Source organism: Streptomyces sp. JH14 (assembly GCF_029428675.1).
Taxonomy (GTDB): domain Bacteria; phylum Actinomycetota; class Actinomycetes; order Streptomycetales; family Streptomycetaceae; genus Streptomyces.
In genome coordinates, this window is the sequence record NZ_JAJNEL010000001.1 from 3,846,038 (window position 1) to 3,871,779 (window position 25,742).

A 25,742-nucleotide genomic window follows, 5' to 3' on the forward strand; every position below is an offset into this window, starting at 1 on the left:
AGACAGCAGAAAGCAGGAGAGACGTGGCTGAGCAGAACATGGACATGGAGCTGCAGGACATCGACGTGGAACTGCGGGACCGGATCCGCGGGATCATCGCCGACATCGTCGAGGTCGACATCGACGAGATCGAGTGGACCACCCACTTCTGGGACGAGCTCGGAGCGGACTCCCTGCAGGGCATCGAGATCCTCTCCACGCTGGAGCGCCGTCTGGGGATCACGATCGAGCAGCGCCTGCTCGCGGAGATGAAGGACGTCCGGAGCACGTACGGCGTGGTGCTGGCGGCCAGGAAGGGCATGGCCCCCGATGCCTCGTGACCGAAGGCGGGTCGTCGTCACCGGTCTCGGCGTGGTCAGCAGCATCGGGACCGGTGTCACCGAGTTCGCCGAAGGGCTGCGGCAGGGGCGCTCCGGGGTCCGGCCGATCAGCGCGTTCGACACCACCGGGTTCGCCCACACCCATGCGTGCGAGATCGTCGGCTTCACCCCCGAGAAGTGGATCTCGCGGCTGAAGCCGGAAGAGCTCGGCCGGGCCACTCAGCTGTCGATCGCCAGCACGGTGCTGGCCCTCGCCGACGCAGGGCTCCCGGCGGAGCGGTTACGGGACATGCGCGCCCTGATAGCGGTGGGCACGACCTACGGGGAGTCCGGCGAGGTGGACCGGATCGTCGAGCGCCAGGCGGCCACCGGCAGTCCGGACGTCGACCGGGACGCGGCCGTGAAGTCGTCCTCCAGCCGGCTCTCCATCGACATCGCCAGAGAGCTGGGGCTGACCGAGGCCGAGGCGGTGACCATCCCCACGGCCTGCGCGGCGGGGAACTACGCCATCGGCTACGGGTTCGACGCCGTCGCCTCGGGCGAGGTGGACGTGGCGCTGAGCGGTGGCGTGGACGCGCTGCTGCGGATGACGTTCGTGACGTTCTACCGGCTGGGCACCATCGCGCCGGAGACCTGCCAGCCCTTCGACCGGGACCGCAAGGGGATCCTGACGGGCGAGGGCGGCGCCGTGCTGGTGCTGGAGGATCTCGACTCCGCCCTGGAACGCGGCGCCCACGTCTACGCCGAAGTCCTCGGGTACGGCCTGGCCTGCGACGCGCACCACCCGGTGGCACCGGACCAGCAGAGCGTCGCGCGCTGCATGACCCAGGCGCACGCCAACGCGGGAATCGACGCCTCCGCCGTGGACTACATCTCCGCGCACGGCACCGGCACACGGGCCAACGACGTGACGGAAGCCGCTGCCGTCCGGCAGGTCTTCGCGGGCGAACCGCCGCCGGTCAGCTCGCTGAAGTCCATGCTCGGCCATGCCATGGGAGCGGCCAGCGCGCTGGCCGCCGCCGGCTGCGCACTCGCCCTGGAACAGGGGTTCATGCCGCCGACGATCAACCATGTGGAGACCGACCCGGAGATCGACATCGACTGTGTGCCGAACACGGCCAGGCCGGCCGACCTGCGCATCGTGCAGAACAACTCGCTCGCGTTCGCGGGCAACGACGCCGTGCTGATCCTCGGCCACTACGGGAAGGCCGCCTCATGAGCGCCCCGGTCATCACCGCATGGCAGACGTACTCGCCGCTGGGGCACGGCGCCGACTCCCATAGGGAAGCGCTGCGTTCGGCCGGCCGGACGGGCGGGACGAGTCCGGCCGTGCAGGACTTCGAGGTCCGCGAGATCCTCGGGCGGGCCGGCACGCGGTCGATGGACCGTGTCGCGGGTCTCGCCGTGGCGACGACCGCACGGCTGCTGGAACAGATCGGCACGCCCGACTCGCGTTTCGGCAGCTACGCACCGGAGGAGGTCGCCCTGGTGCTGGGCACGAGCGACGGCTTCAGCAGTGTGAGTGCCTTCCTGCGGGACACCTGGACCCGCTCCAAGCCCTACGACGTCGACCCGTCCCATGTCCCGCGGACCCTGATGAACTTCGCGGCCGGCCAGTGCGCCATCCGGCACGGCATCAAGGGGCCGAACACGACGATCTGCGGCAGCCACGCCACCGGGCTGCTCACCCTCAACTACGCCCGCCGGCTGCAGCGCAACGGCCACGCACGGGCAACGGTGTGGGGGGCGGTGGAGGAGCTCTCGCCGGAGCGCGTTGCCGTCGAGGAGGCCCGCCTCGACGGTCCGGCGGAGCGGCCGGCGAGTGAGGGCTGCGTGATGTTCCTGCTGGAGTCGCCCGGCGAGGTGCCGCCGGAGAGAACGCCGCTGGCCGAGGTGCTCGCCGTCGAGTTCGGTGTCTGGGCGGAGACCGACAGCATCCGCTCCGCGCTCGCCGCGTGCCTGCGGCGCGCGCTGGCCCGGGCAGAGGTGACGGCCGACGAGGTCTTCGCGGCCGCTCCCTCGGACTCCGTGGGGGCGCGCGGCGCTGCCGAGCACCGGGCCGTCGAGGACGTACTCGGTTCCGTGCCGCTCCTGACCGCAACCGCCGACGCCGTCGGGGACGCCAGAGCGGTCTCGGCCGCGTTCCAGACCGTCGAGCTGCTGGATGCGGACGCCGCACCGGGCCGGGTCGGTGTGGTGACGACATCCGATGCGGAAGGCCGTGTCGGATGCGCGCTGCTGCGCATCTGCTGAGCCGGACCGCCGGCACCTCAACCCCCGTGCGAGCGCATCGGCTCGCCCCGCTCCTGGAGAGGATGACATGACGCAACGGCCCATCGCCTTCGTGACCGGCGGTTCCCGTGGCATCGGGCGGGCCGCAGTGGTGCGGCTCGCCCGGAACGGCTATGACATCGCGTTCTGCTACCACGCCCGCGAGGACGAGGCGGAGAAGACCGCAGGGGCGGCCCGGGAGTTCGACGCCAGGGTCCTCGCCGCCCGGGTCGACGTGGCCGACGCGGCGGCGGTCAGCGCGTTCGTACGCCGGATCGAGGACGAACTCGGCCCGGTCGACGCGGCGGTCACCTCGGCGGGCATCACCCGCGACCGGTCGCTGGCCATGATGTCCGACAACGACTGGTCCGCGGTGCAGCGCACCAACGTCGACGGCACCTTCCACGCCTGCCGGGCGGCGGTCTTCGGCATGATGAAGCGCCGCCGCGGCTCCATCGTCACCCTCTCCTCGATCGCCGGCCGGTACGGGCAGCCGGGGCAGACCAACTACTCGGCGGCGAAGGCGGCGATCGCCGGCTTCACCCTGGCCACGGCCAGGGAGGTCGGGCGCTACGGGATCCGGGTGAACGCCGTCGCGCCCGGGTTCATCACCACCGACATGACCGAGACGCTGCCGGACCGGGTGTGGAAGCAGACCCAGCCACGAATTCCCCTGGGGCGTATGGGGACGGCGGACGAGGTGGCCGAGCTCGTCGCGTTCCTGCTGTCGGAGCGCGCCTCCTACATCACCGGCCAAGTCCTCGGCATCGACGGCGGACTGGTCCTGTAGGCCCGGCCGCGCCGCCGAGCGCTCCCGAGAACACCCGTCCCCCGATCCGGAGATCCCTTGAGATGAACGCTCATCCCGCCGGCGCAAAGCAGGGGTATGTCCCGCTCCTGCTCCTGGCGTCCAGCGCCGCCTTCCTGGCCGTACTGGACGTCACCATCGTCAATCTGGCCATCCCGGACCTGCGCAGCGACTTCGAGGGCGCGGAGCTGGCCGACCTTTCCTGGGTCATCACCGTCTATGCCACGGTCTTCGCCGCCTTCCTCGCCCCGGCGGGCCGTCTGGCCGACCTGATCGGCCGCCGGTCCCTGTTCATCGGCGGCATCGGGGTGTTCACCCTGATGTCCCTGGTCTGCTCGGTCGCGCCCAGTGTCCCGGCGCTGCTGGCGGCCCGCGCGCTCCAGGGCACGGGCGCCGCCGCGATGATCCCCGCCTCGCTGGCGATCGTCCTGATGGACACCCCGCCGGAGCGCCGCCGCACGGCCATCGGCCAGTGGAGCGCCGCATCCGCACTCGCCGCCGCGGTGGGCCCGGCCCTCGGCGGGGTGATGGTCGACGAGCTGGGGTGGCGGTCGTTGTTCCTGATCAACGTGCCGTTCGGCCTGATCCTGCTGGCCTGTGCGCGCATCGTGCCGCGTCGTGAACAGCGCGGGAGCGGACGGATTCCCGACCTCGTGGGAACGGTGCTGCTGGGCGCCGGTGTCGGCCTGCTGAGCCTGGCCATCTCCAAGGGCAGCGCATGGGGCTGGTCCAGCCTGTCGACGGCCGGATGCCTGATCCTCGGCGTGGTCGCCGTGTACGGGGCCGTCTGGCGCTCGACACGGCATCCCGCACCGGCGCTGGAGACCTCCCTGTGGCGGAACCGGACGTTCGCGCTGGCCAATCTGACGGCGCTGTTCTTCGGCGCCTGCCTCTTCGCATGGCTGCTGGTCGGTGTCCTGTACATCACCACGGTCTGGCGGTGGTCGGAGCTCGGCGCAGGGCTGGCGGTGACCCCGGGAGCCGTCAGCGCCGCCGTGGTCGCCCTCTACGCCGGCAAGGTGCAGGCCAAGTACGGGCCGCGGGTGATCGTGGCAGCGGGTGCGCTGATCCTTGCGGGTACGGGGTTCTTCCTGGCGTTCACCCTGCCCAGCGAACCGAACTTCTTCGCGTACTGGCTGCCCAGCGGCATTCTGGCGGGCGCGGGAATGGGCGCGATCACCACCGGCGCCTCCACCGCGGCGGCGCTGTCGGTCTCGCCGCTGCGGTTCGCCGCCGCGACGGGCCTGAGCCAGACGTCACGCCAGGTCGGGGGTGCGCTGGGGATCGCGACGCTGTCCACCATGCTGACCGGGGGGACCACCGTGGACGACTTCGGCCGGGTGCTCTTCTTCTGCTCGGTCTCGGCGGTGCTGGCCGGACTGGCCGGACTCGGCCTCGTCATCAAGGCGGAGGAGCCGTCGGCGGCGGGTGCACCCGTCACGTCCGCGTAGCTCCGGGCGGTGCGCACGGCCCGCCGGTGCGGGCCGTGCGCACGATGGTCGCGCCCGCACGGCGCGACCATCGTGATCATCAGCGGGCTTTGAGCTCCTTCAGGCGCGACACGGCTTCCTGCAGAACGCTCTCGCGTTTGCAGAAGGCGAACCGGACCTTGCTGCGGCCGGCCTCCCGGTCGTCGTAGAAGACCGCATTGGGGATGGCCACGACCCCGCACCGCTCGGGCAGCGCGCGGCAGAAGGCGAAGCCGTCGGTCTCGCCGCCGAGCGGGCGGATGTCGGTGGTGACGAAGTACGTTCCGGCCGGCCGGTAGACCTCGAAGCCGGCCTCGGCCAGCCCGGCGCTCAGCAGATCCCGCTTGGTGCGCAGATCCGCGCGCAGCCCCTCGAAGTAGCTGTCCGGCAGAGCCAGCGCCTCGGCGACCGCGTACTGGAACGGGCCCGCGGAGACGTACGTGAGGAACTGCTTGGCCGAGCGGACCGCCGTCACCAGTTCGGCGCCCGCCGTCACCCAGCCGACCTTCCACCCGGTGAACGAGAACGTCTTGCCCGCCGAGCCGATGGTCACCGTCCGCTCGCGCATCCCGGGGAAGCCGGCGATCGGCAGGTGGTCGCCCTCGAAGACCAGGTGTTCGTACACCTCGTCGGTGACGACGAGCAGATCCCGCTCGCAGGCGAGTTCGGCGATCGCCGCCAGTTCCTCGCGGGTCAGGACGGTGCCGGTGGGGTTGTGCGGGGTGTTGAGCAGGATCAGCCGGGTGTGGGGCGTGACGGCGGCGCGCAGTTCGTCGAGGTCGAGCCGGTACGTACCGCTGTCCGAGTCGGGGCGCAGGGTGACCGGGACACGGGTACCGCCCGCCATGGCGATGCAGGCGGCGTACGAGTCGTAGTACGGCTCCAGGGCGATGACCTCGTCGCCGGGCTCCACGAGGGCGAGGAGGGTGGCGGCGATGGCCTCGGTGGCGCCCGCCGTGACGAGAACCTCGGAGTCGGGGTCGTACGTGAGCGCGTACCGCCGCTGCTGATGCGCGGCGATCGCGGTGCGCAGCTCGGGTACGCCCGGGCCGGGCGGGTACTGGTTGCCGTGCCCGGCGCGCAGCGCGCGGACCGCGGCCTCCCGGACCTCCTCCGGTCCGTCGGTGTCGGGGAAGCCCTGGCCGAGGTTGATGGAGCCGGTCCGTACGGCCAGCGCCGACATCTCCGCGAAGATCGTCGTGCCGAACTCGGCGAGGCGGCGGTTGAGCAGCGGTCGTCCCTGTGTCATGCCCGCCATCCTGTGCCGAAGCTCTGGAGTTGCTCAACTTACCTTCGGGGATTCGCACCTGCGGCGGTACCCACAGGACCGTCGCTGAGCAGGGCGAGCGGGGTCGGTAGCTGTCGTTGTCTGTCGTCGTTGACCGCCCTCGGACGGCCCACAGACGGCCCGGCCCGCCGATGGCGTGGACGATGTGCAGCCTCTCAGGCGTGCCGTCGACTCCCAGGACTAACCGATGAGGGTCTCCTTCGGGCGGACTACGCAGAACTCGTTCCCCTCCGGATCGGCCAGCACGGTCCATGACTCGTCGCCGGTCTGTCCGACATCCGCTCTGCGAGCGCCGAGTGCGAGGATTCGCTCGATCTCGGCCTCCCGGTCTTCCGCCGCGGATGTCAGATCGAGGTGCAGGCGGTTCTTGACGACCTTGCGGTCGGTCACCGGCATGAAGCAGATTCCCACCGGGGCCGTCTCGTCCGGCCCGATCACGACCTCCCGCTCCCGCTCGGACAGGATCCGCCAGCGCAGCACCTCAGCCCAGAACCGGGCCAGGGCGGGCAGGTCGTGGGCGTCGATGACGATGTGATGCAGCGAGATAGGCATGTCGGACAGCGTTCCCCTTCGAGGGCGTGGACAGACCGGAGGCGGTTGTCGTCAAACACTGCCGTCAAGGCAGAAGCCAGAGGCCCCGTGGATTCCTCCACGGGGCCTCTGGTCTGGTGTGCACTCGGCAGGATTCGAACCTGCAACCTTGTGATCCGTAGGATCGGGCAGGCAGCCGGGTGGGAACGTTCCACTCGTTCTGGTTGATCGCTGACGTTGTCGAACGCGGGTGCACGTGCGCCGTCGTTGCCGTCAGATACGCAACCCTCTGCAGGACTTCTTCGCGCTGGTCGCCAGTTTCCCACCTCGACAGCACCGGTCGCTACCGTGCTCGGTCATGACAACGACGCTTACTCGGCGGGGGGCGAGTCCAGGAGTTTCCGCGCGGTCTTCAGATCGTTGCTGTCGGCCGCGTCGCCGAGGAGGAGGACTTGGCGGAAGCAGGAGCGGGCCTCGTCGGTTTCTCCCAGTTCGAGCAAGGCCTGACCCAGATCCAGGAGCACACTGCCCTCCACCTCGGGCATGCCGATGCGCCGCAACTGGAGCAGGCCGCTGCGGAAGTGGGCGGCGGCCTCCTGCCACCGTCCCAGGGTGGCGTAGTCGCGGCCGAGTCCGCTGATCGTCTTGGCACGGTCCATGTCGGCCACGTGTTGGCCTACCGGGCAGTCGGGCGCGTCGAGGAAGGCGAGGACGCGCTCGCGCAGTGCCAGGGCTTCCTGGACGCGGCCGAGATCGCGCAGGGCGACCCCGTAGGTGGTCATGCCCTGGAGCCAGCCGTCGTGGTCATTGCCGGCGGCTTCGAACAGGTCGACGGAGGCGCGAGCCTTGTCGTGGGCCTGCTGGTGTTCACCGAGGTAGTAGTGGGCCAATGCCCCGTACACGAGTGCCCAGGCCTGCAGGGAGAGGTCCTGGGCGCGGCGGGCGCATTCCAGCGCCTCGTCGGCGCGTTCGAGGGCCTCGTGGTAGCGCCGCCCGTAGGCGGACAGGGCCGCCGAGTAGTTTCCGAGGTGGAGGGCCTGCAGACGGGGGTCGTCGAGTGCGGCGGCGGCTTCGCTGGCCAGGCGCCAGACCTCGAGCCAGCGCTCTCCCCAGCCGCCACTAAGGCCGGCGAACCATTCCAAGGCATAGGCGGTCTCCGCCACCCGCGTGTGCTCGCCCTTGCGGGCGGCGCCGCGCAGTGCGGCGAGCCAGGCCGCGGCTTCGCTCTCCAGCCAGGCCCGAGCCTGCTCGGCGCTCTCCAGGGGGACCAGGCCCTGCCAGGACGAGGGTGGCGTGCCGCCCACCCAGCGGCCGGCGGCGATGGCGGTGTCCAGCAGCCAGCTGCGCAGCCGCTCCTCGGCCGCTTCCTGCTCAGCGGGCTCCTCCTCGCTCGACAGCCGGGTGCGGGCGAACAAGCGCAGCAGGTCGTGCAGTTGGTAGCGGCCGGTAGAGGTGCCCTGCAGCAGTCCTGCCTCGACGAGTTCCTCCATGACGTCTTCGGCGTCGAGGACGGCGGTGGCGGTCAGGGCGGCGCCGTAGGCGGCGGTCATGTCCGGTCCCGGGACCAGGCTGAGCAGGCGCAGCATGCGGGCGGCCTGGCCGGTCAGCTGCCGGTAGGAGAGCTCGAAGGCCGCCTCCACCCGTACGTCCCCGGCGGCGAGCGCCCCCAGGCGGCGTTCCTCGTCGGCCAGGCGCCGTACCAGGTGGTCCACACTCCATCCCGAGCGTACCGTCAGCCAGTTTCCCGCCACCCGCAACGCCAGCGGCAGACGCCCGCACAGCCGGGCCACCTGCCCCACGGCCTCGGCCTCCGCGTCCGCCCGCTGCTCGCCCAGGATCCGTCGCAGCAGCTCGACCGCCTCGTTCTGCGTCATCTCCGACAGCGCCAGCCGCTCGACGTACTCCAGGCCGGTCAGCGGGCGCCGGCTGGTGACCAGTACCAGACTTTGCCCCTCGCCGGGCAGCAGCGCACGCACCTGTCCCTCGTCGCGTGCGTTGTCCAGCACCACCAGACACCGGTGTTCGGCCAGCAACGTCCGCAGCAGCCCCGTACGCCCCTCCGCGTCCTCCTGCGCCAGCCGGCGGTCCGGCACCCGCAGCGCCTTCAGCAGTTTCAGCAGCGCCTCGTCCGTGTCCATGGGGCCTTCCACCCCGTGCAGGTCCACCACGAAACAGCCACCGGGAAACTCCCCGGCCAGGTCCGCCGCCGCCTTCAGGGCCAGCGTCGTCTTCCCGCACCCCGGAGGACCCGAGACGACCGCCACCGCCGCCCTCTCACCACTGCCCGCCCGCCGTGCCGCCTCCCGCAACCACGCCAGCTCAGCCTCACGCCCCGTGAAGTCCCCCACCGACCTCGGCGGCACAGCCGCCACCGCCACCGCCGGCGCACGCGTCACCCGCCCCGCCCGCGCAGCCGACAGCAAAACCTCCCGCTGCCCGTCCGCAAGCCCCAGCCCCTGGGCCAGCGCCGCCACCGTACGCCGCTGCGGAACCCGGCTACGCCCCCGCTCCATGTCCCCGATCGCCCGGACACTCACCCCCGACGCCTCAGCCAGCTCCTCGATCGTCAGACCACGCTGCTGCCGCATACCACGCAGCACAACCCCGAACGACTCACCTGGCACCCGTCACTCCTTCGTTCGCCTCGCGCCGGAGACTACGACACGCAGAACCCGTCCACAGAAGCGTCCAGCCCATGACTACGGCAACGACCCGGTACACCCGCACCGGACCGCCGACACACTCAACCGTCCACAGCCAGCCCCTGGCCAGCACTCTGCTCCCGCCTGGTGGTGGGACTGTACGGCGGTGATGGGCTGAGGCGGAGAGGCGCGGCCTCGGCATGTCAGAGCCCGATGTTGATGAGCGGGGAGTCGGTGACGCGGTCGGCGTCTTCCATGTAGCCGACGCGGGCGGTGCGGATCTTATTGTGTCCGGCGCGGCGGGCGGCGGTGGCGAAGCTGCGACGCAGGGAGTGCCCGGACCATTGCCCGGTGAGGCCGGCGCGGTCGGCGAGGCGGGCGACGACGTCCCCAGCGGCTTCGGGGGTCATGCGGCCGGTCGGGTTGCCGATGACGCGGCCCTGCCGGGTCAGGGATGCGGCGAGGTGGCCGTGCCGGTCGACGTCGGCCACCGGCCCCAGGCCCCCGCTCCGGTCGGTATCCCCCGACGCGGTCAGGCATCGTCGTGGTGACGATCGTCCGCGCCTCCGTGGCGGAGGCGTCGCGAACGCGCCCCCGACGGGGCCGCCCCAGCCGGAGTCCCCGGCGGGCCGGCCCCGTCGGGGGTGTCGAGCGGACGTCAGAACGTGGGGAAGTCCAGTTCCGGCTGCAGATGCACATCGGTCACGTTCACGCCCTCCGGGGCGCCGAACGCCTCGACCATGACGCCCCGGGAGAGGGCGGTGACCTGCACAGCCAGGTGATCGGACCCCAGACGCAGGTCGACCCTCACCACAGGCCTGCCGGAGAAGTCAGGCATGCGGTAGATCCGCGCTGCCGGGTAGCGCAGGCTCGTCAGCTTCGTCAGCAGCTGGTCGTAGGTGGTGGTGCTGGTGCCTGAGAACGCCTTGCTGATGCGTGCCTGATGTCTCTGGGCGACGCACTGCTCTTCTGCGGTCAGCGGTACCGGGTCGACCGCGACGGGCTGGGTCGAGTCGAGGGGCGGCTCCGTTGCCGTGGTCGAGGCCGATGCCACGACGGTGGCGCCGGAGACGTCCGGTTCGCAGGCCTGCCAGAGGATGCTCTCCAGGTCGAGGAACTGCATCTCCGCGTCGTCGTAGTCCGTCGCGGTGACGGTGGCCGTGGGGGCCGGGGCAGCGGACGCGGCCGAGGCGCCGAAGGCGGTCAGGAGGACGAGGCCGCCCAGGGCGGCTGCCAGCAGAGGCTTGGGAAGGAAGATAGATCGCATGCCCGAACCCTGACCGGCGTTGACGGGCTTTCATATAGGTATTCGTACTCAGTCTGTTGGGGCGCGACTCGCTCGCCTCCACGGCCATCGGTGTAACGCCGAGGCCGTGGGGCGGGTTGCTGGACGCCCTGCCTTTCCGCATCCGGATCGCAGAAGTCGGGTCGGCCCCCGTAGTCGGGCGTCAGGTCAGAGCCCGATGTTGATGAGGGGGGAGTCGGTGATGCGATCGGCGTCTTCCATGTAGCCGTCGAGGGCGGTGGAGTTGTCGGACCAGCCTCCGACGCGGGCGGTACGGATCTTGTCGTGTCCGGCGCGGCGGGCGGCGGTGGCGAAGCCGCGGCGCAGGGAGTGTCCGGACCACTGGCCGTCGAGGCCGGCGCGGTCGGCGAGGCGGGCGACGACGTCCCCAGCGGCTTCGGGGGTCATGCGGCCGGCCGGGTCGCCGATGACGCGGCCGTGCCGGGTGAGCGGTGCGGCGAGGTGGCCGTGCCGGTCGATGCGGACGAACAGCGGGCCGTCGGTGCGTCCGGCGGCGGCCAGGGCGTCCACGTAGCCGAGGACAGCCCGCACGGGGTAGGTCGCCGGATCGGTGCCGTACAGGATCGCGTTGTCGGTGTGGGCCTTGATCTTCCGCCGGTAGACGGAGGTGTCGAGGCCGTGCTCGGCGCGCTGCAGGTCGGTGATGTCGAGCGAGACCAGCTCCGATACAACCTACGCATTACAAGTTGTCGGATCTTGTTCCGTGGTCGTCCAAGGTCGTTCGCAGAACTCTTGTTTCCACAGCTCATCGAGCATGGCGGACGAAACGGTACCGCCGCGGACGTCTACGGATCGAGCTACAAACGAGACTGCAACTGAGACTCAGCCACCGTCACGCATCGCACCCAACGCCCTTGTGGGACCGCCCCAAGTCCGTTGTCAGTGCCCTGATTTACGGTGTGGTCCATGGCACCTTCTGAGATCACGCGCACGGGCATCCTGCGAGCGATTGCAGAGCACGATCGCCTCGGGTCGGAGGCGTTCCGGGACACCTACGGCTACCGTGCGGCAGCTACCTACCTACTCGTTCACGAAGGGCAGCAGTACGACTCCAAAGCCATCGCCGGCGTTGGGGTCTGCTGCACGATCGGGTGACATCTGAACTGGCTTGCCCTGTGGGGCGGGTGGGAAGGATGTCGCTGTGCCCAAGCCTTGTCCGGAAGAGTTCCGCGAGGATGTCGTGCGGGTCGCGAGGAACCGCGGCCAGGGCGTGACACTCGAGCAGGTGGCCGCCGACTTCCGTGTCCACGTGATGACGCTGTCGAAGCGGATGCGCCGCGCGGACATCGACGACGGGGCGAAACCCGGAACGACCAGCCAGGACAACGCGGAACTACGGGAAGCACGTCGGCGGATCAAGCTGCTGGGGCAGGAGAACGAGGTCCTGCGCAGGGCCGCGGCCTACCTGTCCCAGACGAACCTGCCGGGAAAAGGATCTACCCGCTCGTGAAAGAGCTGGCCGGAGACGGTGTTCCCGTCACGATGACGTGCCGGGTCCTCAAGCTCGCCCGCCAGCCCTACTACCGCTGGTTCGAACGGCCTGTGACCAATGGCCGCCTGGTGTGAGTCGGACCGACGTCGCCGCCGGCTCCCGTTGACATGGCGCCTCAGCTGAAGTCGCCCGGACACAACGCAAGAGGCCCGGACTCTCGTCCGCGCCTCTCAGCTCTGTGCACCCGGCAGGATTTGAACCTGCGACCTTCTGATCCGTAGGCGGGTGCGCACACGGACCATGCGGTCTGTCACAGCCGCGTCGGCCGGTTGACCATGAAGCACCTGTACTCCGGCGTGTGCCTGTGTGCGCCGACGTTGATGTCAGGTACTGATGTCAGACAGCTACGCCTCCGAAGCTTCGGGCACTTGACGCTGAACTACGTCTCGTCCCTCAACAGGGGCGGGCAGCGCACGCTTTCCAACTGTGCGAGTGGCCGTTCGTGAGCCTTCATGGACGGCCATTCGGCAGATCAGAGAGGGCGGGCGTACGTCGGCGAACTAAGGCGGGCGTGAGCGAATTGGACAAGGAACAGGACAACGAGCGGCGGTGAAGGAGTCCTCGTCCTGTGGGTGCTGGCCCAAGTTCGCTGTCAGCGTGGTGCTCTACGGCCTTCTGATCCGTAGGCGGGTGCACCGCGTCGGACCTGACTGCCCGCCCTGCTAAAAGGCCCGCCCGAAGGCGAAAACAGGTGCGTGCGTGTATGCCGACGTCCGTACCCGTTGATGTGAGGTGCTGATGTCAGGCTGCCCGCCGCTAGGGAGTGTCTTCAAAGGGGTCGGATCCAGAGAAGAAGGGAGGCGATGGTGACCGCCGCCTCGTAGGATTCACGGGTTTTGTCGTAGCGGGTGGCGATCGCGCGGTATTGCTTCAGCCGGTTGAAGCATCGCTCGACGACGTTGCGGTGTCTGTAGAGCTGCTTGTTGAACGCTGGTGGTCTGCCGCCGTGACGGCCTCGGTTGCGGCGGTTGGCCTTCTGGTCCGAGCGCTCCGGGATGGTGTGGGGTATGCCGCGTCTGCGCAGGTAGGCGCGGATCTTGCGGGAGCTGTAGCCCTTGTCGCCGAGCACGTGGTCGGGCCGGGTGCGTGGGCGGCCGGGACCGGCGTGCGGGATGCGGATGGCGTCCATGACCTGCTCGAAGCGGGTGCAGTCGTTGACATTGCCGCCGGTGACGACGAATCCGAGGGGCCGGCCTTTGCCGTCGCAGGCGAGATGGACCTTCGTGGTCAGTCCGCCACGGGATCGTCCGAGGGCGTGATCATGTAATTCGTCCTCTCCGTCCGCCCCCCTTTGCGGGCGCCGGCGGCGTGCTGGTGAGCTCGCGTAATCGTGGAGTCGACCGATACCAGCCAGTCGATGTCCCCGCTCGCGTCCTTCTGTGTCTGCACTGCCCGGAGCATCCGCGTGAAGGTGCCATCCAGGGCCCACCTGCGAAAACGTGTGTACAGCGTCTGCCAGGACCCATACCGCTCAGGCACGTCCCGCCAGGCCGAACCGGTCCGGAGCTTCCAGACGATCCCGTTCAGTACCAACCGGTCATCCTGCCGCGGCCGTCCCGTCACCGCTTTCGGCAGGAGACCGGACAGCACCTCCCACTCGGCATCCGAGAGCTCATGTCGACGCACCATGCCCGACATGATCCCTCATCAGCACCCTTTGAAGACACTCCCTAGGGCACTGCGACAACACAGCGAACCGCCAGGCCGGACAACACGGAAGCGCACCCCACTTCCCGGACGGGATCCGCACCACGGCTGGTTGCCGCAGCGGAGCTCAAAGGGCTTGTGCCCGTCGATCACGCGAGGGAGACTCGCGCCGGGGTGATCAATGGGTAGGCCATGCCCCCGGAGCGTTCAGCTTCTCTTCTCCTGGAGACCCTTTGCCCATCCGCCACAGTCGCATGGCGTCCATATGTGCAGCGGCCATCACCCTCACCGGAGGGCTGGTTGCCGTCGCACCCCCCGCCGCGGCCGCTGGACCGCATTACATCGATGGTGACGATGTCATACCTCCAGGTACGTCCTGGGCTGCAACTGCATGGAGCGTAGGCGATGTGGTCGAGGGCGACCTCATTTATGCCCTCTCCACCAAACCGTTGACCAGTTCTGGAGGTGACGGGGCCGGCCTTCCTGAGGGCGTCACCCATTACCCCGATGGGGAACGCAACAAGTGTGTCGAACTCGCCGGCTTCACTGCGGTCTATCGCTGCCCTGTCACTCTCACCCTCTTGCCAATCGGTGTCAGTTTCCGTGTCGCGCCCGACGCGCCGGACGCGACCGCGTACTTCGGGTATGCATTCGTGCCGAGCGGTGGTGATCTGGCCGAGGGCATCAAGACTGCGCAGACGGCAGGCGAGCTGACCAGCAGGACCTCCGGTATGGGCAGCGTGACGATCAAAACGCTCGCGCACGCAGCGATGAACAAGGTCGAGTTTGAAACTCCCAGTCTGGCTTCAGGAGGCTCGGTACACCACAGGTTGCGCCTCCAGATGGTTGATGAAGGCCAACTCTCGTTCGGCATCACGTCGGCCGATGGACAACCCAACCCAGGCCCCACCGACAAGCTCAAGATCAGCAACCTCGCTACCAGCGCAGGCGTGGACTGCGGCGACGACATCGCCACGGGCGCTCTTGGACTGGATTGCCAGGTGAGCCCTGGTGAACAGACCATCGACTACACAGTGACGGCAACTTCCGGTCTAGATGCCTGGCGCTTCGAAACGCAGACGCGCTACAACATCTATACCAAGGAGTGGCACTGGGATGAATTCAGCGCTCAGAGCGGCTTCACCATGAGCGGACCCCCCACGCGACTCAACCAACGACTCTTGGCACGCGATAGTGCCGGGAAGCTCTGGGACTACCGGGGCACGGGAAAAGCTGCGGCACCCTTCACCACCCGTTGGACCGCCGGCAGTGGTTGGAACAGCTACAACGCGGTGACCAAACTCTCCCCGGTCACCGAAGATCTCTACTACTACAACGGCAGCACCCCTTCTGCAGCCGAACTGCGAGGCCATGGGGATGCCGTCGGTCGTGATACCACCGGCCATCTCTGGTACTACCACCGCAAGTTCGACGGGTGGCCGTTCTCACAGCGCACGCTGGTCGGAGGCGGCTGGCAGGGCTACAACATGATCACCGGTGGTGGCGACGTCAACGGCGACCAGAACACCGACCTCCTGACAAGGGATGCGGCCGGTGTGCTGTGGCTGTACAAGGGGACGGGCAGTGCCTCGGCCCCATTTGCCGCTCGGACCCGGATCGGCGCCGGCTGGAACACCTACAACCGGCTCGCCGGATCCGCTGATCTGACCGGCGACGCCAAACCGGATCTGCTGGCAAGGGATGCGGCTGGTGTGCTGTGGCTGTACAAGGGGACGGGCAGTGCCTCGGCCCCATTTGCCGCTCGGACCCGGATCGGCGGCGGCTGGAACACCTACAACACCATTTCCGTCATCGGGGACCTGACCTATGACCGGAAGTCTGATTTCGTCGCACGCGACTCGGCTGGTGTGCTGTGGCTGTACAAGGGGACGGGCAGTGCCGCGGCCCCATTTGCCGCTCGGACCCGGATCGGCGGCGGCTGGAACACCTACAACGCCATCCTCTGACCCGTCTTGATCGGCTCGACCGCCCGGCCCCTGTCCGCAGCGGCCGGGCGGTCGTGGTGCGAAACAGTCGCTGAGTCTGTGGGGCAGCCCGGGCCGCCCGCGTAGTCGATCAGCAGGTCCCGGTAGGAGGTGTCATCGGCTGACCACGACCATTGGAAGCTCTCTAACGGTCCAATCGTCGAGCGGCCGGAGCCCTTGGCCGCGTTCGCCGGCGCGCTGCTGTCCTTCTGCGGCGTGGCACCCGAAGCTGCGGAACACGCAAGTCTCGTCCAGGAACTCGCAGACCGAGCCGCACGCTGGTTCCACGACAGCCACACGCCCTGGCGCGACCCGAAGGGCTACATCATCTGCACGGCCCTCGTCCCGGAAACCGGCCGAAGCCAGTAGTGCAGCTCCGCAGAAGTTCATGGAGGTCGTGATCTCGCTGGCGGGGGTCGACTGGCTGGCATCATGTCGCCATGGCGGCAGACAGCGTGGGCCAGTATCGGGCGGGTGAGACAGCACTGATCGTTAAGGTGCCCGAGGCCGAACCGGTCGTGGGCAGCTGGCGTGAGCGGTTCGACGCGTCGGTGGGGGCCGGGGTCCCGGCGCATGTGTCGGTGCTCTATCCGTTTCTGAGCCAGGACCGCGTTGGTGATCACGTCTTGGGTGTCCTGGGTAAACTCTTCGGGTCCCACAGTGGTTTTGATCTTTGTTTCCGGGAGTGCGGTCGCTTCCCCGGGGTGCTTTACCTCGCCCCGGAGGCGGACGATCAGTTCCGGGCGCTCACCGTGGCCGTCGCTGACCGGTGGCCGGAGGCGCCGCCGTATGGCGGCCAGTTTGCCGAGGTCATTCCACATCTGACGGTGGCGCATGGCCAGGAGCCGAGTGTGTTGGACGCCGTTGAGGCCGGCCTGTCGAGTCGACTGCCGATCGCGACGCACGTCAGTTCGGTCCAGTTGTTGGTCTTCGACGGCATCGTGTGGCGTGAACGGGCGGACTTCGCCCTGCGTACGCCACGTGTCGATGCCGGTTAGAACGACGCTGTGTGGTCCACGAAGCCGCGGTCAGCAGGTGCCGTGTGACGCTGTGCGAGCCACCCGGAAACGCGCTGCCCCCCGAAGCGGTGGATGAGAACGGCAAGTACGAGTCAGCCCGCGAGCACGGCATGCACGCCCTGCGACACTTCTACGCTTCCGCGTTGCTGGACGCGGGCGAGAACATCAAGGCCGTCAGCGAGTACATGCGGCATGCCGATCCGGGACTGACGCTGCGGGCGTACTCCCACCTGATGCACAGCCGCGAGCGCGCCCGCCGCGCCATCGACTCGGTGTTTCAGCGCATCTTCGGGGAAGATCACGGCCCACAGACGGCCCAGTGAGCCCCGGGCGGCCCCTGACCTGCGCTTATGTGCAGGTCAGGGGCCGTTTGCCCGATAGAACCCTCTGAAGTTGCTCAAGTCTGCTTTGGCTCCGCGGGCCCCGGGGCATCCCCCACTTACGCCGGGATCGGCGGCAGGCGGCAGGAACAGGGAGCGGGGGGTCCGCTTCGGGGGACGGAAGGACGTGAGGTCGGTGGGGGTTCTCTTCGGGGTAGTGGTCGCGGTCATGGTGGTCGCCTTCGTCGTCGTGCTGGTGCGGACGGCGAACGGCAGCAGGCCGGCTTCCCGGCGGGCCGGGCGCCGCGGCGCGGGCAGCGGTGCGGCCGCCGGCGGCAGCTGGTGGGCGGGCGGGGGCGGCGACAGCGGCTCGTTCTGCGGAAGCAGCGGTCACTCCGGCGGTCACTCCGGTGGCCACTCGTGCGGTGGCGGCTCCTCCTGCGGCGGCGGTTCGTCGTGCGGCGGCGGGGGCGGATGCGGCGGAGGCAGCTGACACGGGGCAGCTGGTCCGCGGTGCCCGGCGGGTGAACTCCCGCCGGGCACCTTTTTGTTGGGCCGTGCAGCGCGTCGCCGTTGAACAGGTGAACCGTAGGGCCCCCGGGGGGATGGAAACTACGTCAAGTTGGGTAAAACCGCGGCGGACCGGCGCACTTCGTGATTCCCTCGTTGGAGAGAACATTCAGCCCTCGGACCCCAGTTGGACCTGATCGGGCGCCCCCACCTCCCACGTGTATGGCCCGGGGCGTCCCTTGTCCATGCGTCCATGTGTGTTTTGCGGAGCCGACCCATGCTCACGACCCTCCAGACGGCCTATTCCGACACCCGCGCTGCCGACCTGGCCTGGGCGCTGGGGCGCGAACCGCTCCCCGCCCTGGCCGTGCTCGACCTCCGGCTCGGCGATGCCCACCTGCAACTGCGTCTGCTCGGCGCCTCCCATCAGGTACTTCTTGAAGAGGGCGGCGGCAGCTGTTCCGAGACGGTCGCCTGCATGCCCGGCAGCAGCACTCCGCTGCCGCTCGGAGTCGCCAAACGGCTCGGGGAATGGGACTACGCATTCGCGGCACGCGTCGAGACGCTCTCCGAGGGCTCCTTCGCGGGGCGCGCGCAGGAGCTCCTCGCGTTGGTGACCGACCATCCGCAGGGTCTCGCCGGGACGTTCCCCGGCAGCCCGCACGCGTTCACCGCCATGCTCGCGCAGCGGACGGAGGACCAGGTGCGGTGGCGCACCTGGCATGCGTACCCGCAGGAGGGACAGCTGGTGGTGACCCGTACCCGGGTGGGGGTGCGGATGCCGGCAGTGGCTCACTGACGCGCCCCAACTCCCTGACGCACCCCAACTCCCTTGTGTACGCAGCACTTACACCCTTGTGGGTGACAAGCGGCGATGTATTCGTGACGTAGCGTTCGCACCATGATCGACCAGCAGGTGTCGCTGCGAGGGGGCACGGCGCGGATCCCCGTGCGACCGCGGACCGGTCGGTTCCTCGTGCTGGCCGCCGTTTTCGTCTGTGCCGCCTGTGGCCTCGTGTACGAGCTCGAAATGGTCGCGCTCGCCTCCTACTTGATCGGTGATTCGGTCACCCAGGCCTCCGTCGTGCTGTCCGTGATGGTCTTCGCGATGGGTATCGGCTCGCTGGTCGCGAAGCGTCTGCGCCGTCGTGCCGCGGTGGGATTCGGGCTGATCGAGGCAGGGCTCGCGCTGATCGGCGGTTCCTCCGCGCTCGTGCTGTACGCGTCGTTCGCCTGGATCGGCGAGTCCCGGTGCGCGCTGGTCGGGTTCTCGCTCGCGATAGGCATTCTCATCGGGGCGGAGATCCCGCTGCTGATGACACTGATCCAGCGCGTCGACCGGCAGGACGCGGGCGGGACGGTCGCCGATCTGTTCGCCGCCGACTACGTGGGGGCGCTGGTCGGCGGACTGGCGTTCCCGTTCCTGCTGCTGCCGTTCCTCGGCCAGCTCACCGGGGCGCTGCTCACCGGCATGGGCAATGCGGCGGCGGGCGGGGCGTTGGTCCTGTGGGTCTTCCGCAGGGACCTCACCCCGCGCTCGCGGTGGCTGCTGATCCTCGTCAACGTGTCGGTGATCGCCCTGCTGGCCACCGCCACGGTCCTGGCCGACGACTTCGAACGGGCGGCGCGGCGGGCGGTGTACGGGGACGGCGTGCGGGTCGCCCTGCGGACCGAGGTGCAGGAGGTCGTCCTCACCGGGGCGGGCCGTGGCTCGCTCGACCTCTATCTGGACGGGCGGCTGCGGGTCAGCGCCCATGACGAGTACCGGTACCACGAGGCGCTGGTGCACCCCGCGATGTACGGGCGCCACGCACGGGTGCTGATCCTGGGCGGCGGCGACGGCCTGGCCGCCCGCGAGGTGCTGCGCTACCCGGACGTACGGAGCGTCACGGTCGTCGAGATCGACCCCGGTGTCACCCGACTGGCCCGTACGGACCCGGCGCTCTCCGCGCTGAACGCGCACGCCTACCGCGACCCCCGGCTGACGGCCGTGACGGCGGACGCGTTCGCCTGGCTGCGGTCGGGGCACGGCGGCTTCGACGTGGTGATCTCCGACCTGCCCGATCCCGGCAGCACCGCGAGCACGAAGCTGTACTCCGCGGAGTTCTACGGGCTGATCGCCGAGGCCCTCGCTCCGGGGGGCCGCCTGGTGGTGCACGGGGGTCCGCCGGGCACCCGGCCGCGTACGTTCTGGACGGTCGAGGCCTCCATGCGGGCGGCGGGCCTGAGCACCCGCCCGTACTGCGTCGGCGGGCGCCCCACCGGTTTCGGGCCGGGACCGGACCACGCGAGGGACGGGGCGAACGACCGCGCGAGGGTCCCGGACGGCTGGGGCTTCGTCCTCGCGCGACCGGGGCCGCGAGCCCCGGCGCTCGGCCTGTCCGCACGGGCACCGGAGCTGCGCTCCCTCACGGAAGAGGTACTGGCGGCCGCGGCCCGGGATGCGGAGCGCGGGCGGCTGCCCGGGCAGGCGCCGTCCACGCTGGTGCATCCGCGCTACTGGGAGGAGCCGTGAGGGCACGGGGAAGGTCCTGGGCACGGCATGCACGTCGTGCCGCTTCCCGGCGCGGAAGCGCTGACGGAGCGGCCGGGCCTGAGTAGGCTCGGTTTCCATGGAGCATGAGGTGTTCGTTCCGGTTCCGGTCCCGTCCCTTCAGCGGACTCTGGGCGATTCCGCCCGGGTAGCGCGCTGTGTGCCGGGCCTCCAACGGGACGCCGACGCGTCCGCGGGGCCCCTGTCCGGCCGGCTCAAGGTCCGGATCGGCGGCCACACCATCACGTACCGCGGCACGCTGACACCGGCCCCGCTGCCGGACGGGGCGGGGATCTCCGTCGAGGGCGACGGCGTGGAGGCGCGCGGCAGCGGCTCGGCGAAGCTCGCCCTGACGATCCGCCTGACGGAGACGGACGGGGGTACGACGATCGGGTTCAGCGGAACGGCGGGCGGCGAGGGCCGCATCGTGGAGCTGGAACCCGAGGCGATGCTGGCGGCGGCCCACCGGCTGCTGGACCGCTTTGCGCAGCAACTGGTGACGGAATCACTGGCGACGCACGAAGCGGCCGTGGACGAGGCCACCGAGGTTGCCGTGGAGCAGGCGATCGAGGAAGCCGCGGAACAGGCGGACGAGACGGGTGCGGCACCCGTGGCCGAGCCCACCGGTGACGACGACTCCGGCACACCCCCCGGCACCGGTTCGGTCTTCGACGCTCCCGTCCCCCCGCCGTCGCTCGACCCGGTCGCTGACATGGAGTTCACCGTTCCCGGCGGACCGCCCGCCGAGGCCGCGCACGCCCGGCGGACCATGATCGGGCGCAGTGCCGAGGAGGTCGACCACGCGCCGCCGCGTGGGCGGTACGCCCCCGTGCCGTCGCCCGACTCGACCACCAGGGGCGCCACCCTGCGCTGGGTGGCCCCCGCGGCCGCCCTCGCCCTCGCCTCCGCGGTGGTGGTGAGCCGGGCGCTGCGGCGCCGGAGGTAGGGGCGGCCAGTAGTGTCGTCATGTGAGCAGTAGTGAGAAGAACGTCCGGCTGTCCGTCGGCGACGCCGAGTTGACCGTGAACCCCGCCAACGGCTGCCGGATCAGCAGCCTTCGGATCGATGGCATCGAGCTGCTGCGGCAAGGGGAGCGGTACGGCTGCTTCCCGATGGTGCCGTGGTGCGGACGGACCGAGAACGGCCTGTTCCGCAACGGCGATGTGCCGCATCAGCTGCCTCTGGACTCCCCGCCGCACGCCATCCACGGCACCGGCCGCAATACGGCATGGCGCACCGCCAGGGCCGGCGAGACGGATGCGGCGTTCTACTACGACCTCGTCGAGCCGTGGCCGTATCCGGGCCGGGTGACCCAGACCTTCGAACTGACCGAGGGTGCGCTGACGCTCGCGTTCGGCATCGAGACGTACGGGGACTCGTTCCCGGCGCAGGCCGGATGGCACCCGTGGTTCCTGCGGAACCTGGGAACCGGCGGCGACGTGGAGATCGCCTTCGATGCCGCCTGGCAGGAGGAGCGGGGCGAGAACCATCTGCCGACCGGCCGCCGGATCCCGGCTATGCCCGGCCCGTGGGACGACTGCTTCGGAATGCCGGACGGGGTCGATGTGACGCTCACCTGGCCGGAGCAGCTGGAGCTGAAGGTGAAGAGCCGGGACGAGTGGGTCGTCGTCTACGACGAGCAGGCCGAGGCGGTCTGCGTGGAGCCGCAGTCGGGCCCGCCGAACGGACTGAACACCGCGCCGCGGTACGTGACGCCGATCGACCCGCTGGAGATCACGACGACCTGGAGCTGGCGCAGGCTCTGAGCAGGGGCGGGGCGTACACCCCCTAAGCTCGTTGCCATGACTGACGTACACGCTGAGCTGCTCCAGCAGATCAAGGACAAGGCCGTGGTGCACGGCAAGGTGACCCTCTCCTCGGGGCTGGAAGCCGACTGGTACATCGACCTGCGCCGCATCACCCTGGACGGCACGGCCGCTCCGCTGGTCGGTCAGGTCATGCTCGATGCGACCGCCGAGCTGGACTACGACTGCGTGGGCGGGCTGACGCTGGGCGCCGACCCGGTGGCCACGTCGATGCTGCACGCTTCCGCCGCGCGCGGACGAACCCTGGACGCGTTCGTCGTCCGCAAGGCGCAGAAGGCGCACGGCATGCAGCGCCGTATCGAGGGCGCGGACGTGAAGGGCCGCCGCTGCCTGGTCGTCGAGGACACCTCGACGACCGGTGGTTCGCCCCTGACGGCCGTCGAGGCGGTCCGCGAGGCCGGTGGCGAGGTCGTCGCCGTCGCCACGATCGTGGAGCGGGGCGCCGCTCCGGCCATCGCCGAGGCAGGCCTCCCGTACGTCCACGCCTACACGGTGGCGGACCTCGACCTGGCCTGATCATCGGCCGGGTCACGGGTCTGACCTGCGCTGTTCTTCAAGGGCGGACGGTTTCACGTGAAACAGTCCGCCCTTGTCGTATGTCCTGCGCGGACCGGCCCGCGCATTGGGGGAGTACACCGGGTGGAGCCGGAGCGAGAGTCTGGGAAGATGGGGGCGACGATGACGTCGCCCCCAGGTCAGGGAACCAGCAACGCACACCGCACATCCCAAGGAGCGGACAGATGCCCATCGCAACCCCCGAGGTCTACGCCGAGATGCTCGACCGGGCGAAGGCAGGCAAGTTCGCCTACCCGGCCATCAATGTGACGTCGACCCAGACCCTGCACGCTGCACTGCGCGGCTTCGCGGAGGCGGAGAGCGACGGCATCGTCCAGATCTCCACCGGTGGGGCGGAGTTCCTGGGCGGCCAGTACAACAAGGACATGGTCACGGGCGCCGTTGCCCTCGCCGAGTTCGCGCACATCGTCGCCGCCAAGTACGACATCACGGTCGCGCTGCACACCGACCACTGCCCCAAGGACAAGCTGGACGGTTACGTACGTCCGCTGCTCGACATCTCCGCCGAGCGCGTCGCCAAGGGTCTGAACCCGCTGTTCCAGTCGCACATGTGGGACGGTTCGGCCGAGACCCTCGCCGACAACCTGGCCATCGGGCAGGAGCTGCTGGCCAAGGCCGCCGCCGCCAAGATCATCCTTGAGGTCGAGATCACTCCGACCGGTGGCGAGGAGGACGGCGTCACGCACGAGATCAACGACGAGCTGTACACGACCGTCGACGACGCGCTGCGCACCGCCGAGGCGCTCGGCCTGGGCGAGAAGGGCCGCTACCTGCTGGCCGCCTCCTTCGGCAACGTGCACGGCGTCTACAAGCCGGGCAACGTCGTGCTCCGTCCCGAGCTGCTGAAGGACCTCCAGGAGGGCGTCGCCGCCAAGTACGGCAAGGCGTCGCCGTTCGACTTCGTCTTCCACGGCGGCTCCGGCTCCACCGAGCAGGAGATCGCCACCGCGCTGGAGAACGGCGTCGTGAAGATGAACCTCGACACCGACACCCAGTACGCCTTCACCCGCCCGATCGTGGACCACATGTTCCGCAACTACGACGGCGTGCTGAAGGTCGACGGCGAGGTCGGCAACAAGAAGGTCTACGACCCGCGCAGCTGGGGCAAGTCCGCCGAGGCGGGCATGGCCAAGCGTGTCACGGAGGCCTGCGCCAACCTGCGGTCCACCGGCACGAAGCTGAAGTAGCAGTAGGTACGCAACAGAGCCGGACGTGGGCCCGGCACTCCTCGAGGGGTGCCGGGCCCATGGCATGTCCGTGAACGAGTACGAGGAGCCGACTGTGCAGGCGAACGCACGCTATGACTTCGACACCGTCATCGACCGCAGGGGCACCTGGTGTGTCCAGTGGGACGGGGTCGCCGACCGGTTCGGGGTCGACGGGCTGCTCCCGTTCACCATCTCCGACATGGACTTCGAGACGGCCCCCGAGGTCCTGACCGCCCTGCGGACCCGCCTCGACCACGGCGTACTGGGCTACACCAGCTGGCAGCACGACGACTTCCGGTCGGCGATCGCGCACTGGTACAGGACGCGCTACGGCACGGAGCTGGACACCGGGCGGCTGGTCTACGGCCCGTCCGTGCTCAGCCAGTTCTCGCAGCTCCTCCAGATGTGGACGGCCGAGGGCGAGGGCGTGGTCGTGCACACCCCTGTGTACGACGGCTTCCGCAAGGCGATCACCGGACTCGGCCGTGAGCTGCGGGGCGTGCCGCTGGGGGACACCGAGGCGCTGGAACGGGAACTGGCCCGCCCCGACGCGAAGGTGCTGGTGCTGTGCTCGCCGCACAACCCGACGGGCCTGGTGTGGACGGAGCCCGAGCTGGCCGGCATGGCCGCTCTGGCCGCGCGCCACGGGGTCGCGGTGATCAGCGACGAGATCCACGCGGACTTCGTGCACGACGGCCACCGGCACGTGCCCTGGACGCGGGTGGCAGGCGACACCCGCTGGGCGGTGATCTCGTCCGCGTCGAAGGCCTTCAACTTCCCGGCGCTGACCGGCTCATACGGCATCATCGGCGACCCGGCGGACCGGACGGAGTTCCTGCGCCGCATGGAGACGGCCGAGGGCCTGGCCTCCCCGGCCGTGCTGTCGCTGACGGCCCACATAGCCGCGTACCGGGAGGGCGCGCCGTGGCTGGACGCGGTACGGGAGTACGTGGCCGGGAATCTGAACCTGCTTGCGGAACGCCTGAACGGGGCCTTCCCCGAACTGTCCTGGCAGCCCCCTCAGGCCGGCTACCTGGCATGGATCGACCTGCGGCCGCTGGGTGTGGACGACGAGGCGCTGCAGCGGGTGCTGATCGAGCGCGAGAAGGTCGCCATCATGCCGGGTGCGGTGTACGGGGCGGAGGGGTTCCTGCGGCTGAATGTGGGGTGCCCGCGGAGCAAGGTCGAGGCGGGCGTGGAGGCGCTGGTGCGGGCGCTGGAGGCCGTGAGGTAGCGGACGGCTGCCGGCCCGGTGGCGAGGGGCGGCGCGTTCGCCGGGCCGTGCGTCAGCCGAGCGGGGAGGCGTGTCCCGGCCGGCATCCGGACGGGACGCTGTTTCCGCTGATGTCGAAGTCCCCGCAGGTGAGAAAGACGTGGTTCAACTGGCCGAGCCCGTAGGCGAGCGCGCCGACGACCACGACGACGCCGATGACCGTTCTCCGCTCGCGTTCGGAGAGTTCCGACTCCCCGAAGAGCAGGAGGTGCAGGAGCACCCAGACCAGCAGCGGGGTGCCGACGATGCTGAGGATGCCGCCCGCAAGGAAGAGCGTCTTGTCCGGCCAGCCGTTGTGGCGGGGCACGACGGCGGCGATGACGAGCCACACGCTGGGCAGGGCCAGACAGGCCCAGTACATCCAGCTGCGCCGCGGCCCGCGTTGACGCAGCAGCAGGGCGGTCAGCATCACGGCGGTCGACACGGCCCAGAGGGTGAGCAGTTGGTAGTAGAAGACGACGTTGTAGGCGCCGAGCGTGAAGGCGGGCTCCCAGATGGCCAGCGCTCCGCCGCCGGCGATCACGGCGGTCCTCGGTACCACCTGGCCGATGGCGGCGCTGCGGCTGCGGTGGGGGCCGGAGGCCGTGCCTGCGCCCGCGTCCGCGGAGCGGGTCTCGTCGTCATCCATGGAATCCATCTCCGGAACCGGGACATTTCCGCACACATTACTCAGCGCTCACGCGCTGCGGGGCGGGCGGCGAGCGGGTCGGCCGGACCT

Annotated in this window: 25 protein-coding genes and 1 pseudogene; 18 read left to right on the forward strand and 8 right to left on the reverse strand. The window is 69.6% G+C overall.

What is annotated here, in order from left to right:
* The first annotated feature begins 23 nt into the window (after positions 1-23).
* The 5 genes from LRD69_RS17335 (at position 24) to LRD69_RS17355 (ending at position 4,850) form a co-directional block, all read left to right on the forward strand.
* Entirely contained in the window at positions 24-320 is a 297-nt protein-coding gene (locus LRD69_RS17335; protein WP_277327481.1) for an acyl carrier protein, read from the forward strand.
* Entirely contained in the window at positions 310-1,539 is a 1,230-nt protein-coding gene (locus tag LRD69_RS17340) for a beta-ketoacyl-[acyl-carrier-protein] synthase family protein (protein WP_277327482.1), read from the forward strand. The genes LRD69_RS17335 and LRD69_RS17340 overlap by 11 nt, the downstream gene beginning before the upstream one ends.
* Complete coding sequence (locus LRD69_RS17345; RefSeq protein WP_277327483.1) at positions 1,536-2,573, forward strand: beta-ketoacyl synthase N-terminal-like domain-containing protein; 1,038 nt, start codon at positions 1,536-1,538, stop codon at positions 2,571-2,573. The genes LRD69_RS17340 and LRD69_RS17345 overlap by 4 nt, the downstream gene beginning before the upstream one ends.
* Positions 2,574-2,640: 67 nt before the next feature.
* The gene (gene fabG / locus LRD69_RS17350; protein WP_277327484.1) at positions 2,641-3,381 is read left to right on the forward strand and encodes a 3-oxoacyl-ACP reductase FabG; all 741 of its coding nucleotides are present in this window, start codon (positions 2,641-2,643) and stop codon (positions 3,379-3,381) included.
* Between the two features lie 62 nt (positions 3,382-3,443).
* Complete coding sequence (locus LRD69_RS17355) at positions 3,444-4,850, forward strand: DHA2 family efflux MFS transporter permease subunit (RefSeq protein ID WP_277327485.1); 1,407 nt, start codon at positions 3,444-3,446, stop codon at positions 4,848-4,850.
* Positions 4,851-4,929: 79 nt separating this feature from the next.
* Here the strand turns inward: LRD69_RS17355 and LRD69_RS17360 are convergent, their stop codons facing one another.
* The 6 genes from LRD69_RS17360 to LRD69_RS17385 all read right to left on the reverse strand — a co-directional run bounded on the left by LRD69_RS17360 (position 4,930) and on the right by LRD69_RS17385 (position 11,295).
* Positions 4,930-6,117 carry a pyridoxal phosphate-dependent aminotransferase gene (locus LRD69_RS17360; protein WP_277327486.1) on the reverse strand — a complete coding sequence of 396 codons (1,188 nt, stop codon included), beginning with the start codon at positions 6,115-6,117 and terminating at the stop codon, positions 4,930-4,932.
* Positions 6,118-6,336: 219 nt separating this feature from the next.
* Entirely contained in the window at positions 6,337-6,708 is a 372-nt protein-coding gene (locus tag LRD69_RS17365) for a VOC family protein (protein ID WP_277327487.1), read from the reverse strand.
* A 350-nt stretch (positions 6,709-7,058) separates the two neighbouring features.
* On the reverse strand, positions 7,059-9,311 hold the full coding sequence (locus tag LRD69_RS17370) for a tetratricopeptide repeat protein (RefSeq protein ID WP_346771912.1): 2,253 nt from the start codon (positions 9,309-9,311) through the stop codon (positions 7,059-7,061).
* A 221-nt stretch (positions 9,312-9,532) separates the two neighbouring features.
* Positions 9,533-9,820: a hypothetical protein gene (locus LRD69_RS17375; RefSeq protein ID WP_277327488.1), complete on the reverse strand. Its 288-nt coding sequence runs from the start codon at positions 9,818-9,820 to the stop codon at positions 9,533-9,535.
* A 167-nt stretch (positions 9,821-9,987) separates the two neighbouring features.
* Positions 9,988-10,596: a hypothetical protein gene (locus tag LRD69_RS17380; protein WP_277327489.1), complete on the reverse strand. Its 609-nt coding sequence runs from the start codon at positions 10,594-10,596 to the stop codon at positions 9,988-9,990.
* Positions 10,597-10,782: 186 nt separating this feature from the next.
* Complete coding sequence (locus LRD69_RS17385; protein ID WP_346771937.1) at positions 10,783-11,295, reverse strand: tyrosine-type recombinase/integrase; 513 nt, start codon at positions 11,293-11,295, stop codon at positions 10,783-10,785.
* 246 nt (positions 11,296-11,541) lie between these two features.
* Between LRD69_RS17385 and LRD69_RS17390 the strand changes: the two genes are divergently transcribed.
* Entirely contained in the window at positions 11,542-11,730 is a 189-nt protein-coding gene (locus LRD69_RS17390; protein WP_277327490.1) for a hypothetical protein, read from the forward strand.
* Positions 11,731-11,776: 46 nt separating this feature from the next.
* On the forward strand, positions 11,777-12,085 hold the full coding sequence (locus LRD69_RS17395) for a hypothetical protein (RefSeq protein ID WP_277327491.1): 309 nt from the start codon (positions 11,777-11,779) through the stop codon (positions 12,083-12,085).
* 811 nt (positions 12,086-12,896) lie between these two features.
* Here the strand turns inward: LRD69_RS17395 and LRD69_RS17400 are convergent.
* A protein-coding gene (locus tag LRD69_RS17400; RefSeq protein ID WP_277329767.1) for an IS5 family transposase occupies positions 12,897-13,756 on the reverse strand; the annotation gives its coding sequence in 2 pieces (ribosomal slippage) (positions 12,897-13,420 and positions 13,420-13,756; 861 coding nt in all).
* 425 nt (positions 13,757-14,181) lie between these two features.
* On the opposite strand from LRD69_RS17400, the gene LRD69_RS17405 reads away from it, so the two are divergent.
* The 11 genes and pseudogenes from LRD69_RS17405 (at position 14,182) to LRD69_RS17455 (ending at position 24,985) form a co-directional block, all read left to right on the forward strand.
* Positions 14,182-15,741, forward strand: a complete 1,560-nt coding sequence (locus LRD69_RS17405) for a VCBS repeat-containing protein (RefSeq protein WP_277327492.1) — start codon at positions 14,182-14,184, stop codon at positions 15,739-15,741.
* A gap of 458 nt (positions 15,742-16,199) precedes the next feature.
* The gene (locus LRD69_RS17410) at positions 16,200-16,757 is read left to right on the forward strand and encodes a 2'-5' RNA ligase family protein (protein WP_277327493.1); all 558 of its coding nucleotides are present in this window, start codon (positions 16,200-16,202) and stop codon (positions 16,755-16,757) included.
* A gap of 98 nt (positions 16,758-16,855) precedes the next feature.
* A pseudogene (locus tag LRD69_RS17415) lies at positions 16,856-17,101 on the forward strand (tyrosine-type recombinase/integrase); the annotation flags it as partial.
* 193 nt (positions 17,102-17,294) lie between these two features.
* A complete protein-coding gene (locus tag LRD69_RS17420) occupies positions 17,295-17,591 on the forward strand; it encodes a hypothetical protein (RefSeq protein WP_277327494.1) in 297 nt (98 codons plus the stop codon).
* Positions 17,592-17,885: 294 nt separating this feature from the next.
* Positions 17,886-18,407 carry a DUF2617 family protein gene (locus tag LRD69_RS17425; protein ID WP_277327495.1) on the forward strand — a complete coding sequence of 174 codons (522 nt, stop codon included), beginning with the start codon at positions 17,886-17,888 and terminating at the stop codon, positions 18,405-18,407.
* Positions 18,408-18,509: 102 nt separating this feature from the next.
* Positions 18,510-20,123: a polyamine aminopropyltransferase gene (locus LRD69_RS17430; protein WP_277327496.1), complete on the forward strand. Its 1,614-nt coding sequence runs from the start codon at positions 18,510-18,512 to the stop codon at positions 20,121-20,123.
* Between the two features lie 97 nt (positions 20,124-20,220).
* Complete coding sequence (locus tag LRD69_RS17435) at positions 20,221-21,087, forward strand: SRPBCC domain-containing protein (protein ID WP_277327497.1); 867 nt, start codon at positions 20,221-20,223, stop codon at positions 21,085-21,087.
* 22 nt (positions 21,088-21,109) lie between these two features.
* Positions 21,110-21,907: an aldose 1-epimerase gene (locus LRD69_RS17440; RefSeq protein ID WP_277327498.1), complete on the forward strand. Its 798-nt coding sequence runs from the start codon at positions 21,110-21,112 to the stop codon at positions 21,905-21,907.
* Between the two features lie 36 nt (positions 21,908-21,943).
* A complete protein-coding gene (pyrE, locus tag LRD69_RS17445) occupies positions 21,944-22,483 on the forward strand; it encodes an orotate phosphoribosyltransferase (RefSeq protein ID WP_277327499.1) in 540 nt (179 codons plus the stop codon).
* A 224-nt stretch (positions 22,484-22,707) separates the two neighbouring features.
* The gene (fbaA, locus tag LRD69_RS17450; protein WP_277327500.1) at positions 22,708-23,730 is read left to right on the forward strand and encodes a class II fructose-bisphosphate aldolase; all 1,023 of its coding nucleotides are present in this window, start codon (positions 22,708-22,710) and stop codon (positions 23,728-23,730) included.
* Between the two features lie 64 nt (positions 23,731-23,794).
* Positions 23,795-24,985 (forward strand): MalY/PatB family protein, encoded by a 1,191-nt coding sequence (locus tag LRD69_RS17455; RefSeq protein ID WP_277327501.1) that lies wholly within the window; start codon positions 23,795-23,797, stop codon positions 24,983-24,985.
* A gap of 52 nt (positions 24,986-25,037) precedes the next feature.
* Here LRD69_RS17455 and LRD69_RS17460 read toward each other — a convergent pair whose 3' ends face one another.
* The gene (locus tag LRD69_RS17460) at positions 25,038-25,652 is read right to left on the reverse strand and encodes a hypothetical protein (RefSeq protein ID WP_277327502.1); all 615 of its coding nucleotides are present in this window, start codon (positions 25,650-25,652) and stop codon (positions 25,038-25,040) included.
* Positions 25,653-25,742: the final 90 nt, after the last annotated feature.

Excerpts from the sequence above, each read along its gene's own strand:
- fabG (WP_277327484.1), top strand. The coding sequence starts at position 2,641 with ATGACGCAACGGCCCATCGCCTTCGTGACCGGCGGTTCCCGTGGCATC.
- LRD69_RS17460 (WP_277327502.1), bottom strand. The coding sequence starts at position 25,652 with ATGGATGACGACGAGACCCGCTCCGCGGACGCGGGCGCAGGCACGGCC.
- fbaA (WP_277327500.1), top strand. The coding sequence starts at position 22,708 with ATGCCCATCGCAACCCCCGAGGTCTACGCCGAGATGCTCGACCGGGCG.
- LRD69_RS17360 (WP_277327486.1), bottom strand. The coding sequence starts at position 6,117 with ATGACACAGGGACGACCGCTGCTCAACCGCCGCCTCGCCGAGTTCGGC.
- LRD69_RS17340 (WP_277327482.1), top strand. The coding sequence starts at position 310 with ATGCCTCGTGACCGAAGGCGGGTCGTCGTCACCGGTCTCGGCGTGGTC.
- LRD69_RS17425 (WP_277327495.1), top strand. The coding sequence starts at position 17,886 with ATGCTCACGACCCTCCAGACGGCCTATTCCGACACCCGCGCTGCCGAC.
- LRD69_RS17355 (WP_277327485.1), top strand. The coding sequence starts at position 3,444 with ATGAACGCTCATCCCGCCGGCGCAAAGCAGGGGTATGTCCCGCTCCTG.
- LRD69_RS17430 (WP_277327496.1), top strand. The coding sequence starts at position 18,510 with ATGATCGACCAGCAGGTGTCGCTGCGAGGGGGCACGGCGCGGATCCCC.
- LRD69_RS17410 (WP_277327493.1), top strand. The coding sequence starts at position 16,200 with ATGGCGGCAGACAGCGTGGGCCAGTATCGGGCGGGTGAGACAGCACTG.
- pyrE (WP_277327499.1), top strand. The coding sequence starts at position 21,944 with ATGACTGACGTACACGCTGAGCTGCTCCAGCAGATCAAGGACAAGGCC.
- LRD69_RS17380 (WP_277327489.1), bottom strand. The coding sequence starts at position 10,596 with ATGCGATCTATCTTCCTTCCCAAGCCTCTGCTGGCAGCCGCCCTGGGC.
- LRD69_RS17365 (WP_277327487.1), bottom strand. The coding sequence starts at position 6,708 with ATGCCTATCTCGCTGCATCACATCGTCATCGACGCCCACGACCTGCCC.
- LRD69_RS17390 (WP_277327490.1), top strand. The coding sequence starts at position 11,542 with ATGGCACCTTCTGAGATCACGCGCACGGGCATCCTGCGAGCGATTGCA.
- LRD69_RS17435 (WP_277327497.1), top strand. The coding sequence starts at position 20,221 with ATGGAGCATGAGGTGTTCGTTCCGGTTCCGGTCCCGTCCCTTCAGCGG.
- LRD69_RS17345 (WP_277327483.1), top strand. The coding sequence starts at position 1,536 with ATGAGCGCCCCGGTCATCACCGCATGGCAGACGTACTCGCCGCTGGGG.
- LRD69_RS17455 (WP_277327501.1), top strand. The coding sequence starts at position 23,795 with ATGTCCGTGAACGAGTACGAGGAGCCGACTGTGCAGGCGAACGCACGC.